Annotated in this window: 13 protein-coding genes; all 13 read right to left on the bottom strand. The window is 35.0% G+C overall.

What is annotated here, in order from left to right; genetic code table 11:
* Nucleotides 1-119 precede the first annotated feature (119 nt).
* Nucleotides 120-476, bottom strand: a complete 357-nt coding sequence (locus INF29_RS03655) for a DUF3849 domain-containing protein (RefSeq protein WP_193484708.1) — start codon at nt 474-476, stop codon at nt 120-122.
* Between the two features lie 192 nt (nt 477-668).
* Nucleotides 669-1,463: a hypothetical protein gene (locus tag INF29_RS03650; protein ID WP_193484706.1), complete on the bottom strand. Its 795-nt coding sequence runs from the start codon at nt 1,461-1,463 to the stop codon at nt 669-671.
* 9 nt (nt 1,464-1,472) lie between these two features.
* A complete protein-coding gene (locus tag INF29_RS03645; protein ID WP_193484705.1) occupies nt 1,473-1,799 on the bottom strand; it encodes a hypothetical protein in 327 nt (108 codons plus the stop codon).
* A 19-nt stretch (nt 1,800-1,818) separates the two neighbouring features.
* Complete coding sequence (locus INF29_RS03640) at nt 1,819-2,190, bottom strand: DUF3846 domain-containing protein (RefSeq protein ID WP_193484703.1); 372 nt, start codon at nt 2,188-2,190, stop codon at nt 1,819-1,821.
* A gap of 822 nt (nt 2,191-3,012) precedes the next feature.
* A complete protein-coding gene (locus INF29_RS03635; protein ID WP_193484701.1) occupies nt 3,013-4,425 on the bottom strand; it encodes an Eco57I restriction-modification methylase domain-containing protein in 1,413 nt (470 codons plus the stop codon).
* Nucleotides 4,415-5,089 carry an MAE_28990/MAE_18760 family HEPN-like nuclease gene (locus INF29_RS03630; protein WP_193484699.1) on the bottom strand — a complete coding sequence of 225 codons (675 nt, stop codon included), beginning with the start codon at nt 5,087-5,089 and terminating at the stop codon, nt 4,415-4,417. Before INF29_RS03630 ends, INF29_RS03635 begins: the two co-directional genes overlap by 11 nt.
* On the bottom strand, nt 5,079-6,200 hold the full coding sequence (locus INF29_RS03625) for a GmrSD restriction endonuclease domain-containing protein (protein WP_193484697.1): 1,122 nt from the start codon (nt 6,198-6,200) through the stop codon (nt 5,079-5,081). Before INF29_RS03625 ends, INF29_RS03630 begins: the two co-directional genes overlap by 11 nt.
* A gap of 464 nt (nt 6,201-6,664) precedes the next feature.
* Nucleotides 6,665-7,522: a KilA-N domain-containing protein gene (locus tag INF29_RS03620; RefSeq protein ID WP_193484696.1), complete on the bottom strand. Its 858-nt coding sequence runs from the start codon at nt 7,520-7,522 to the stop codon at nt 6,665-6,667.
* A gap of 231 nt (nt 7,523-7,753) precedes the next feature.
* On the bottom strand, nt 7,754-9,370 hold the full coding sequence (locus INF29_RS03615; RefSeq protein ID WP_193484694.1) for a recombinase family protein: 1,617 nt from the start codon (nt 9,368-9,370) through the stop codon (nt 7,754-7,756).
* Between the two features lie 19 nt (nt 9,371-9,389).
* Complete coding sequence (locus INF29_RS03610; RefSeq protein ID WP_193484692.1) at nt 9,390-10,253, bottom strand: zinc ribbon domain-containing protein; 864 nt, start codon at nt 10,251-10,253, stop codon at nt 9,390-9,392.
* Nucleotides 10,250-11,791 carry a recombinase family protein gene (locus tag INF29_RS03605; RefSeq protein ID WP_193484724.1) on the bottom strand — a complete coding sequence of 514 codons (1,542 nt, stop codon included), beginning with the start codon at nt 11,789-11,791 and terminating at the stop codon, nt 10,250-10,252. Before INF29_RS03605 ends, INF29_RS03610 begins: the two co-directional genes overlap by 4 nt.
* Before the next feature lie 52 nt (nt 11,792-11,843).
* Nucleotides 11,844-12,047, bottom strand: a complete 204-nt coding sequence (locus INF29_RS03600) for an SHOCT domain-containing protein (protein ID WP_193484690.1) — start codon at nt 12,045-12,047, stop codon at nt 11,844-11,846.
* Between the two features lie 824 nt (nt 12,048-12,871).
* Nucleotides 12,872-13,291, bottom strand: coding sequence for a sigma-70 family RNA polymerase sigma factor (locus tag INF29_RS03595; RefSeq protein WP_193484688.1), 420 nt, complete (start codon nt 13,289-13,291; stop codon nt 12,872-12,874).
* Nucleotides 13,292-13,454 lie beyond the last annotated feature (163 nt).

The raw sequence follows: 13,454 nt of genomic DNA, 5'->3' as shown, positions 1-13,454 counted from the left end.
CCTTTCAGAGTGCCGGCAATGACACTCTGTTCGTCATGCAATTTTCAAGGTACAAATATATCTGAAGTGCATTTCTGCAATTCATCCAAAACTTTTATTTTAGACTTGACTTTTAATAGTTAGTCTTTCATGCTTTCTTCTGCTTCATGGGTAAGCTGTTGTTCTCGAATACTGTTGGCAAATAAATCCAACAAGCCGCTGTGGGTATGGATCGTATATTCCGGTTTGGGGTTGTCTTCGCCTTGGTTCATTTGGCTCTGCAATGCCCAGGCCTTATTCTCTTTGCTGATCCTTCCATCGTGAAGCTTTTGCTGGATGTTATAAGCAACAACATATTTGACTCGCTCCATGCCATAGATTTCGATAAGTTCTTTCTCAAAGCCTGTATGGTAATGAAAACCATCGAAATGACTGTTGATGGCTTTTCCGATGTCTTCGGCACACTGTGCATTGGCTTTATGGGATGCTTTTTCCATATGGATTACCTCCCGTAAATCTGATCAGAGCGTCTGTGATACTTTACTTTTTTATGAGGTTGGACTCTGCTCTCCGGCGGAAGTTTTTTCGCTGGTCGCTGTTTATTCTTCTGGGGATACTTTCTTTTCATTTCCTTCTCCTTTCTGACATAAAAAAAGAACATGAATGTTCATGTTCCCGCCATCACGTTTTTATAACTGTGGTTCTTCCATATTTTCTTCCAAAGCTTCTGATAACTGAAGCAAGTGATCTGGTTCCACAATCACCTCCCACTCATTTCTTCCTTTAAATAACGCTAAAATATGTTCCTTTGAAATTTCCGCCTCATAAACAGTACCGTTTTCTCCAAATCGATTGGCAAACCATTGGGCAACCTTTTGATCCAGTGTCCAGGACAAGGCTTTGACCTTGCCTGCATTATATGAAGTCACGCCTCGATAAACCGATACTGTTTCCGGCAGGCTTCGCAGTGTTTCTATTTCATCTTCTGTCATCATCTCCTCCTGTTTTGATTTACGGAACAGATCCAGCAGTTCTTTCTGCTTGAAGTTGGGATCAAGATTAGGTGCTTCTGTCCGAATCCAGATGTCTGCAAGCATTTTGGAAAAATCCTCTCTGGATAAGTATGATTCCGTATATTTTAAAAAAGCAAGCAGATAAGATTTTGTCATTTGGTCAGTATTTTTGCTTCGCAAAAACGGCTTTGCCGCCGGATTTCTTTCCGGTACTTGGTGGTATACCCCAAACACATCTTCCGCAGTATCAATCTGCTTTTCCACTTGTTCTTTCCATATGGTAAATGCCTTTGTGTCTTCCATAATATTGGCAAAAGCAATTTCGCCGTCAGTCTGCGACAGACAAACCATCGCTGAATCTGTAAACGGATGCTTGATGACCAACGGCGAAAACTTTGTTTCTTCTATATTCATGTGCAGGAATACTTTGGCGGTATCTTTGATTCCTCTTAAGTCTGTTATTTTTCGCATTTTCTCACCTTACCACAATGCCACATTTTTTTCTTTTTTGATTTGTTCAACCAAAGCATCGAATCCTCCTGCTTCTTCAGCATATTTTGTAAAAACACACTCCACCATTTCTCTCGAAAATCCAAGTTCTTCATAAAGCAAAAGCAGATCCTCTGGTAATCTGCCAAGCACACTTGTTGGCTTTATAATGATACATCCCTTTTGAAGAATGATATCTACCAATTCATTAGGATTGATCTCTGCATTCTCCAGCATTTCATCTGTGATTTCAATAGGATCACCTGGGGTTCTAAAAATAAACTTTTTTTCGATTGGTTCCATCTTCATATTTTTCATAACTGCAACTCCTCCTTTTTCATTCAAATGTGTAAAATTCAATTACTGCTGTTTCTTCTATTTCTTCTTTTGTAAACTCCTGTGGCTCATAAAAAAAATTTGTGTATTTATCCAACTCCTCCTCACTCAATGATGTCAGGTTACCTTCCTCATCACTGCCGCAAACAAAAAAATCGCCAACGATGATATCGCTGCCAATTCTCCTGTTGCCTTCTAAGCCAATCAATTTCCCCTCATCATTTAATAAGATACATACATTGTCATCTAATCCTAAGATGTCAATATATCCTCCAACTGCTTCTTGCATAGCTTCCAATGTATTTTTCAGCATATAGACTTCAGGATGTTCATGTGGCTTTACTTTTAATACTTTTATGACATCTTCCTTCATGGTTCTCACCTCCTTAAAAAATTTTTTAATTTTTTTCAAAAAAGGGTTGTAATTTTGAAAAACCCCATTTTGTCGAATTAAGGGAACAAAAAAGGCAGTGTGATGTTTTTTTCATCCACTGCCTTAATTCAAATATCTTTTCCATCGTTTAATATTCAGTTTGCTTATACAAATTTATTTTTTATACTTTTGCGATATTTTTCATCATAATTTTTACACTTTTCAAGAACTTTTTTAAATTTTTTTCAAAAAAGGGTTGTAATTTTGAAAATCGCTTTTTCGTTAAGTTCTGAAAACTGAAAAAAGCAGTGAGATTTTTTTTATCTCACTGCCCGAAAATCGTTTTTTAACTTCAAAAACGCTATGTCATCTATAAAATTGGAATTTTTGGGGCTTTGAAAATCGCCCTCAAAAACCGCTGGGAGCCTTGATTTTACTGGCTTTACGGCTATGTCATCTATTTTGATCACTCATCCCATCATGACTGAACAAAAAGTATGCCTAATGAAGCTGGTTGTGCCTTGGTGTAGGGGTGTTTTTCAAAAGAGTGTTGCTTCTTGTTTCTCTAAAATAGCGGAAACAAAAAAATCTGGAATAGTTATTTGCTACTGCCATTCCAGATTTTTTTCTTTTCGTTGTGTATTGATATTATCCTTTTAATATTGCATCTTTCTCCATTTAACAATAAACTATATAAAATAGATTTATGCTAAAGAAATAATACTTGGTTTATACAAGCTATATATTATTTTTTAGATTAATTTTTATTGCCTACCCCCACTATAAAATCACTTAATAGCAACATCATTTTATTTTGTAGCATTAAAAATAGTAATTTTCTATATCAGTAACAGATATTCGGTATGAAGATGTTGTCGTTGGTGTTCCGCATTTTTTAATATATTCATAAAATGATTTACTTTGAAGTATTTCTTTGGCCTCATTTAAACCACTTTTATACTCATCTAAAGTTCGAATAAATACTCCAGCATACGGAATAGTATCAATTCCAGCATTATAAACATTTACATTATTTGTAATAACTACTGACATAATAAGTTTTTCCACAAAAATACTATTAATTGCTTGAACTCGACCATATTCAAACCATTGTACCCCTTCGCTAGATTTGCGCTTTAGAAGTTTATCCTTGTTTTTTAGCAGATAAGCATAGCATTCGGGAAATGTTTGTTTAAATTCTTTTTCAGAATAAGAAAAAATTTTTTTACCTATTATTTTATAAGGGAAAATTATTTTATCACGCTTCTCACTTTTTTGATATTTTTTCTCACTTTTAACACTAACCGCATCAAAAACTAAATCTTTCTCGATTTTTCCGTCTTGAAGATAAAAAAATAAATCATCCTCTTCTTTAGCTTCAAACACAAAAGCATCATTATACAACGTTGCAACACTATTTGAAACTTTAAAATAATCACCAAAGCGTCGCAAACTTTCTTCTTGTTCTTTTTCAAAAATCCATTTACCAATTAATGATTCTTTTGATAAGTTTTTTTGTACTCCATCTTTCTTACTCCAATAATATATATCATCATTATTTTCTTTATTACACATAATAATAATAGAAGAAGTAAGTATTTTAGGAAAAAGTTGTATTCCTTTATAATCAATAATTCCTTTAAGGTATTCTTTAATCAACATCCTTACTTTTTCAGCATGTTTATTTCGTATCACACTATATGGAATTAGATAAGCTAGCTTTCCATCATCAGCAAGATCCCTTAAACCTGCTTCTATGAATGCATAGCAATAGTCAAAACGACCTTCTTTGCACGTTTCAAAATTCTCTTTTAAAAAAATTCTATGTTCTGTAGACAAATCATGGTATGTAATATAAGGTGGATTTCCAATAATAAAATGAAAACTATTTTTCTTACACTTTAAATAATCTTGCTTACATATATTCCATTGAATACCGGCTAATCCATATTCCTTCGCAACTGCATTTAACGTATCAATGCATTTAGTTATACACTTATGATCAATGTCATATCCTGTAATATGATTTTCTAACCCTATGATTATCTGCTCGTTACTATATCCATCTTCTAGTGCACTTGTTATATATCTTCTGACTATTTCTTTCAATATATTGCCTTCTCCGCAAGAATTTTCCAATACTGACTTATCATACAAATCATGAGTATATCCAATGCAATCCAAAAGTTCATTGGCATATTTTTGTGGAGTAGGCACTTGACAATTATTCCCCATGAACTCCACCTCTCATATATTTTTTATTATCAGCAGCATCGACTAATAAAGTTTTATACTCCTCAACTAAATCAATGATAATTTTAAAAGTTATTAAAAAATCTTGTTTGTCCAAATCAGAACGTTCTCCATGAACAACTTTGTGACGCTTTTCTAGCAATGAACTATCTATATATGTAGCTTTAGTCTCAAATATGTCGGATTCAATACCAATCGTCTCTAAAATTTCTTCTAGCTCTGCAGAACTCGGATTTGAATGAGTGGAAATAAAAGGATTGTTTTCATCATATTTCTCCATAAATCTTTTTGTTAAAAGCTCCTTGTGCAAGATCAATAACTTTTTATGCACACTATGTTTATCCGATTTCGCACAAGACTTAAACTCTTTTTCCATCTTTAGTGCAGTAAAATTTTCTTTTAACTCACTATATGATTTTTTTTGTTGCGAAACATATCCTACATAACAGTTTGACGCTCGTTTTATAAATCCTTCAAAATGTGCACATAACAATGCAATTCCCGCTCTAAGCAAAATGGGTTCATTTACTTTATCTTTTTCAACTAAAATTTTCAATGAAATCATTTCTTTTTTCCTCCAAGCAAGATCTTGTACTAAAAGTTCTTCTAACTGTTCAACCGTTTTAATTTTAATATTACTCGCCACGTAAAAATATCTCCTTGCTAAATTCTGCTAGCCTTTTAATCCTTCCAACTGGTCTAACCCCTCTTTTGATCGCAGCTAAATACCCATCAGAACTATATACTTGTTTTATTACCTTACTAAGTTCCTCTGTATTTTTTTGATAATAATCAATATTAGCTGTCAATCCAGGAATTATCGCTTCATACGCTCCCACCAAAACAGGTCCATAACTCTTATTTTTTTCTTTATCATATTTCTTAAAGGCATTTTCATCCATTACTTCGTATAATAAATCAAATGTCTTTTGAAATATGTCTTTTTCTTCTTCAAAATCGATATTATTTTTATTTATTAACTCCAGAATTTCATCAGTTAAAAAATTATTATAATTTTCAGAATCACTTACATCAAACTTTGAATACCTAAGAACAAAAAATTTTACTACAAATTCTAAATAACCCTGTTCTTCCGAGTCTTTTTCTGATATGGGAACTGAATTTATAAAATTAGTATATTTGCTCATATCACGGAACTTTTTATAAATTTCTTCATTTTTCATTACTATAATACAGTTACGAATTTCCTGAGGACTCAAATGACTTCCACCAGTATTCAAACGCTGAAACATCTCATACTGAGCAAACTCATCACTACTTTTATCAATAATTATAATAAGGATCTTTGATCTTTTTATATATCTACGTTGTGCATCAGTTAATGAAACATTTTCATCTTCATTATCCCAATATTTTCCTTCTAATGATGGTAAAAATTTTGTACAAGTCAAAGGTTCAACCTCAACCTCCTCTATTGACCCATCCTCTGATTCGTTTTTTAAGATACCCATAAATTTGAAAATAGTTGACAATCTTTGCTGACCATCAATTAAATTCCATTTTCCCTTTTCATTTTGATATACATAGACAGGGGGAATCGGAATATTTAATAGAATTGATTCTATCAACGCAGACTGTTGTGTTATATCCCATCGAAACATTCTTTGATAGATGGGATTTATTTGCAAGTCTCCATCTAGATAAAGATTTGCCAATTCCCCTATAGACATTGGATAGTTATCTGTTTTTATTGACTTAGCCATTAAATCAATCTCTTTCTGTAAGGAATTTTCCATTTATTTTATCCTCCCATAAGTAATCTTATTCATATATTTCTAATTTTAATGTAAACTGCATTTTTATATAGTCTTAAGTGTATATATAATATTAGGTTAAGTTCTGATAAGTTCACTCTTCAAACATCTAATGATGACATATTAACAGCTAAACAGATACAGAAACTACAAAGAGAAAATGCTCAGCATAAGGAAAAAATCTTAATCAAGAAAATAATTGCCATCTTTATACTGCACCCAAACAAAGATTAAGTTATATTTTATAATCTTTGATTTTTACATACTACCAAAATACTCTCCCCCATATCAACATAAGCCGCTGTATCATAATTTAGTAAAAAGTATTGCTTTCTGTTTCTCTTAAAATAGCAGAAATAAAAAAATCCAAAATAATTATTTTCTCTTGCCAGTTCAGTCTTTTTTTGCCGTTTACTATAAACGGAAATATCCCATCTAACTGAAGTTTATATTAATTTGTCATCGCCTTGAATTTGAGGTAAATGCTGCACACTCAAAGATTCTATTGTTTCAAGCTGTTTTATCGCTAAATCATGCAAAAGAACCAATCTTTCCGATTGTGTCTTTCCCTGTTCGATTAAAATTGCATTATAGCTTTCCATATTCGCCAATACCAAAAGTTGCTGAATTGTTGCCTCATCCCTCATATTTCCCTTCTTCCCTGGATTAGCATCTCTCCACTGCTTCGCTGTCTGACCAAATAAAGCTACATTCAATAAATCTGCTTCATTCGCATATGTATAGACAATCTGTTCCTGTGTTAATTCAGGCGGAATTAAGTTTTGCTTGATCGCATCGGTATGAATGCGGTAATTCAACTTTGCCACCTCTCGATTCAAGTTCCAATTTAGAGATAAACGGCTGTTTTCATCTGACTTCAGGCGCTTATAATCCTTGATAATATAAAGTTTGAATTCGGCAGAAATCCATGAAGCAAACTCAAAAGCAATATCCGAATGTGCGAATGTCCCACCCCATCGTCCTGACTTTGATACAATACCAATAGCATTTACTCCCGAAATCCATTTTGTAGGTGACATCGTAAAAGCATTTAGCCCTGCCTGATTTCTAAACCCATCGAATTCGACGGGTTTAAAATTTGGATTATGAAGACTTTCCCACAAGCCCAAAAATTCTATGGTATCACGATTTCTCATCCAATTTCTAATCACATCATTCGGTTCATCACTTTTATATCTGGCAATATCCGTCAAAGAAATAAATTCATTTTGAAAATCCGTAGTATAAATTCCAATCTCAACGCCTTTGGCATAGATCTTTTCTTTTATTGGTTTTTTTGGCATATGATACCTCATTTCTCTTTTTCATAATTACTTCTCACCTAAAATAGTTCCTTCTATATAAATAAAATGTTGAATGATATAAGTTATATATACCATAAATACAATTTATCTTAACTATATTTATTATTTTACCACATCGTCTGATATAAAATCAAAAAACTTTGTGCTATTGTTGGTGGTTGTTTCCATCTTATAAACAATCACCAACTTTCCCTCTCCATCATTATGCATTTAATATTCTGGAAGCATTTCCCAAACTGTAATTCCTGACTTAAATACCACCTCTATCTTTGTGGCATTGACCACATTGATATTCTGAATCAGCTGGCGCACCAGTTTATCATCGTATTCTGTCAGCACACAGTTTGTTTTATCCAGAAAATTCTCGATATCTTCCATTTTTCTGCCCTTCTCGCCTCTGCTGGCTTCTTTGATTTGCTTCATTTCCAGTGCTTCTATTTGTGCTGTAATCGCCTGATAGCGTTCCTCAAAGAAGCTTTTATCGCCATTCTGCTGGGCTTGCTGCTGTATCATCTCTGCCATAGCTTTTTGCAGTTTTTTCTTTTCTTTGGCATATTCTGAATACTTTGTGTCATGCGTCAAGGCTGTGACTACATTTTTTCTGAATGTCTGGACGAAGTCGCCCTTGTTTTCCAGCACTTGATTGATGGCATGTAATACTGCTCTATGTAATACATTTTCCTCTATAGTCGGAGATTCCTTGCAGTATCTTATCCCATTTCTCAGCCTGTTTTCGCATCTCCATACTGCTTTCTTTTCTCCATACTTAGACCAGATTTGTCTGCGGTACTCACAACCGCATTCTTTGCAAATGGTAATCTTGGATAAGGCGTATTTTCCACTATGCTTGCCCTTTGATTCTGTTTTCTGTTTGCTGGATTTCTTATATATATTTGCACGTTGATGCAGTTCTTCTTGGACTTTATAGAACACTTCTCTTGGTATAATCGCTTCATGGGCATTTTCCACATAATACTTTTGAAGTTCTCCTTTATTCTCTTTTCGTGTCTTGGTAAGATAATCTGTTGTGAATGTCTTTTGAGCCATAGCATCACCGATGTACTTTTCATTTATTAGGATTGCTCGGATTGAACTAACATTCCATTCTATATTGCCCCTGATGGTTTTAATACCCTTTTCTTGTAATAAACGGGCAATACCGTTCAGGCTCTCCCCTTCCAGATATTTTCCGTAAATCAAGCGGACGGTTTCTGCTTCTTCTGGGATAATATATAGCTGTCCATCTGTGCCTTTGCTATATCCAAACATTCTTCTGACCAGCATTTCTCCTTTTTCATATTTTCGTTTTAAGCCCCATTTCACGTTTTCGCTGATATTTCTGCTTTCTTCCTGTGCCTGGCTGCTAAGTATGGTGATCAGCAATTCCCCTGTAGATTCCAATGTATTGATATGCTCTTTCTCAAAGTAGATAGCGATATTTCGTTCTTTCAGCTTTCGGATACAGGACAGGCAGTCAACCGTATTTCGGGCAAATCTTGATATAGATTTTGTCAGTATCAGATCAATATCACCATCCTTTTGCAGGCACCTTTCCATCATGGCATTGAAGTTATCCCTTTTTTTCATATCCGTTCCAGAAATACCGTCATCCGCATAAATCCCTGCTAACTGCCAACTGGGGTTTTCTGTAATCAGCTTGGTGAAGTATACCACCTGTGCTTCATAGCTGGTTTCCTGGTCCTCCTGGGCGGTACTGACTCTGCAGTATGCGGCAACATTCATTCGTTTTACTTCCTGTTTCTTCGATGTATTAATATTGACCTTCGGCGGAATGACTTGGACTTTTCGTTCATATGTAATACTCATAATACACACCCTTTCTGTATCATAATGTTTCGGTCATCGTCGCTCCATTTTTCAGTGTGAATACCACTCTGCCGTCTTTGTGTATGGTAATGGCTTCGATGATGGCATTAAATAAATCTTTATCGAATGTTTTTTCTTCCGACTGCTCTTTGTGCTGCTGAATCAAGTCTTCTATTTTCTGTGTGTAGTATGCTGCTCCACCATCATCTGCATCTTCGTACTTCAATGATGCTCTTTTGTATATCAGCTTCAGCAATTCATCTATGTTATGATCGCTGTCATTTTTCAGAAGCTCTATTTCACGTTCCACCGCCTCAAGTCGGTTATTTCTTTTGGCTCTATAAACTGTAATTTTACGGATCATATCCGGATGCTGTCCCATTTTGTACACTGTCTTCATGAATAATTCTTTGATTTGTTCTTCCTGTATATGCTGGTTACGGCAGTTCACTCTGCCTTTTATCAGACGTTTGCTGCAGTCCCATCTCCGCAACTCTCCATGCTTATAGCAGTGATAAGTACTGCCGCATTCACCACATTTCATTTTATCTCCCAGCAAAAACTGTTCTTTATGATAAACATATGGCTGTTCCTTACCAATTGCTTTTAGTCGTTCTTTTTTTCTTTGCTGAACGGCTTCAAACAATTCCTGATCAATGATCTGTGGAAAGTTCTTGTTTCCCAGATACCTTCTATCACTAAGCATATCGCTGAGTCTAACTCGGTTGATTTCTAGTCCTTCGATAAGATCTTTCAATCTGGACACCGGAATACCACTATTGTATACTTTGAAAATCTCCTGCACCATTCTGCTTTGTTCCTCGTCTGCTTGCAGCATCCCATCTATAAATTGATAACCATAAACTGTAATTTTCCCATTCATACTCTCTCCCTTCTTTCTGTCAGCTGTAACCCATTTTTCAGTACAAATACAAGTTCATTTGGGTTGACTATGATTTGTTTGACTATGACTTGGAATAATGTTTTGTCGTATAATTCCAGATACTGCGGTCCTTTTTTGAGTTGCTTGATCAGTTCTTTAGTTTGTGTCAATTCTTTTCTCTGCCTGTATTTTTGAAGACACTGTTCCTTTGCCCTTTGGCATTCCGTCAGTCTTTTATCAATGACACTTTGCTGTTCCATATAAAAAGCAGAGTCGATTATTTCCTCACTTGCTAAGTGGTTAAGAATCTCCCTCTGCTTTTTTTGTTCCTGTATTTGTTTTTCCAATCGTTCCAGCTTCTCTTGAAACATGGGTGTTGTCTTAAACTGTTTCAACTCGTTCATCAGTGGTACCAATATCTCATCGCATTGGTTTGACAGCTTATTCCACATGATGACAAAGGCTTGTTTCAACTGGCTTTCCTTAACGATATCATTTTCACACAAGTCTTTTGTTTGTATGCGTCTGGCACAGCTCCAAGTGATGTTGCTTTTACCTGTTCTGTCTTTTTTATCCTGACGATTATAAGAGGAACCGCAGATGCCGCAGATGACTTTCCCCTTAAATTCAGATATTTCTTCTGACTGTTCTTCCTGATTTTCTTTTGTTCTGTTGGATTTTTGTTTCAGCATTCTTTGAACGATTTCATATTCCTCATGAGTGATAATTGGTTCATGGTCATTTTTAATCAGTACCTGACGGTATTCTCCATGATTTTTTCTTCTAACAAATGGTACGGTATCTTCACTATATGTCTTCTGTAGAAGCAGGTCCCCTGTATAGACATTGTTTTTCAGAATAATATAAACGGAACAGCCTATCCATGCCGCCTTTCCTGTTTTTGTTGGTATCTTCTGTTCATTCAGGTTTTTGGCAATCCGCCATACCCCTTTTCCATCCAAATACTCATCAAATATAAATCTCACTACGGCTGCTTGCTTCTGATCCAGCTCCAACACTCCATTTTCATTGGTATAGTAGCCATATGCTGGATTTGGAAGTATGTAGGTACCATTTAGAAATCGTTTTTGTATACTCCATTTCTGGTTTGAGGAAATGCTTTCTGATTCCGCCTGTGCCACAGATGAATAAATAGAAAGCAGCAATTCACTTTTTTCTGAGAGTGTATGGATTTTTTCTTTTTCAAAGTACACATCAATATGTATTTCTTTCAGCTTTCTCACTACCTGTATGCATTGCACCGTGTTTCTGGCGAATCTTGATATAGATTTTGTACAGATGATGTCAATTTCTCCTGCTTCACAGTCTTCCAACATACGCATAAAATCCGTTCTGCCTTTTTCTTTGGTTCCGCTTTTACCATAGTCCGCATAGATGCCTACGAAATTCCAGCCAGCTTTGCTTCGGATCATATTTTCGTAATACTCCAGCTGGGATTCATAAGAGCCTTTCTGGTATGGAATACTTGTGCTGACTCTGCAATAGGCACAGACGTTTTTCACCTTTTGTTGCTTCATTTTCGCATCTGCAGTATCTATCCGTTTTACTTCCATAGTATCCCTCCTCTTTTCAAGCAAAGGATACCTGCTTTTCAGTGACACATCTACTATTTTTTTCATAAACTTTGGCTTCTGCCGGCTGGAAGGTTTGCAGGTTCAAACTATTCATCTGATTATATTCTTCTTCTGTGATCAGATTTCGAAAGAGCATTCTTGTCAATAACTCCTTAGAAAGCTGGTATCTGATTTCATTTTGCATCTGATCTTTTGACATATAAATCCCCCCTTAATAACTATTTTCCTATTTATGACCTTTCATCAAAGAACCGCTCTTTCTCTGATGAAAAGCCATAAACATGTGCCGCATATAAAGCGGCACAATGTTCAGACTTGAATTTACCGTATTTGACACTACTTCCCCGGTATTGGGCAACAATATAAACTGTGCTTGGCTACACACATAGGCTTTTCACCTCCCCCGTCATGCGGGCTGCCGTCCTTGCGATGTCTGGGACTCGGCAGAAGTATCATTGTGACTCTGTTCCGGTCGTGGCATTTGATACTGCCAAAGTATCATTCTCATACAGTTTGTATCGCTCGGATTATCTATTACTGACCATCGAACCTAATTCCTCATATATTTGTGACGTCCTGTCGTAATATATCGTCATGGCGTACTGTATGGTACTGCTTTCCTTTTCAGGAGAACAGAGTAACGTATTTATATTGCTGGGTATGTATTTTTCAATGTGCAATGAAGGGAAGAAAAATACCCCTCACTTATAAGCCGAAAATACATACCCCTTAACAACCAATTTTTTAAAATTTGTGCAATTTTTTTTGATTTTTTCAGAATCTTATTTTGTGTTTATTGGTTTGTCTTTTATATTGCTCTAATTTTTGTTTTTGGGTAGGCATTTTCAATGCAAAACTGAAGGGAGGAAAAATACCCCTCACTTATAAGCCGAAAATACATACCCCTTAACAACCAATTTTGAAAATTTTGTGCAATTTTTTTAATTTTTTTCAAAATCCTTTTTTATTTCTATCGGTTACCTGCTGTATTGCTTTCATTTTATTTTTGTTTAACAACCAAACTTAAGAATTTTTTTCAAGTATATTCTTTAAACTATTCAAAACCCTTTTTTTGTGTTTATGGATTGCTTGCTGTGTTACATTCGCTGCCTTTGCAATTTCTATCTCCGTATTTCCTTTTGCTATTCCTTCACATATATGATATTTGTCATCTATCTGAGCAACATATGACCAAATATCTGATGCTATTACTGTCCTTATGGCTTCTTCTTCAACATTCACTGTACTATCCATAATGTAATCAATTCCTTTAGTATCTTCAGTGTCCCAGCTATCATAGTATAAAAGACCATGGGCTTTATCTTTTTCTACCATATACTTTTCTTTGCGTTCCATCTCATAATAAGCTATGTATATTTCATCAGTTACTTCTACCAATGCACCTTTGATTTTTATAAAATATTTCTTTCCATCATTATTCATAGTTATTCCTCCGATTCAAATTTGTTTTTTCATGGCAAATTCAAGTCAGAGGCTGGTGGTGATCGGCACCTTTTTACGCAACAAAAAAAGCAAATCTCGGACTGAGATTTGCTTTTTGACATAGCTATTTTATATATACAATTGAAAATATGAAATATTTGAT

Source organism: Anaerotignum lactatifermentans, from assembly GCF_014982935.1.
In the GTDB taxonomy this organism is placed as follows: Bacteria; Bacillota; Clostridia; order Lachnospirales; family Anaerotignaceae; genus Anaerotignum; species Anaerotignum lactatifermentans.
The sequence above is the reverse complement of the archived record's forward strand: the minus strand, read 5'-3'. Positions and strand labels throughout refer to the sequence as shown.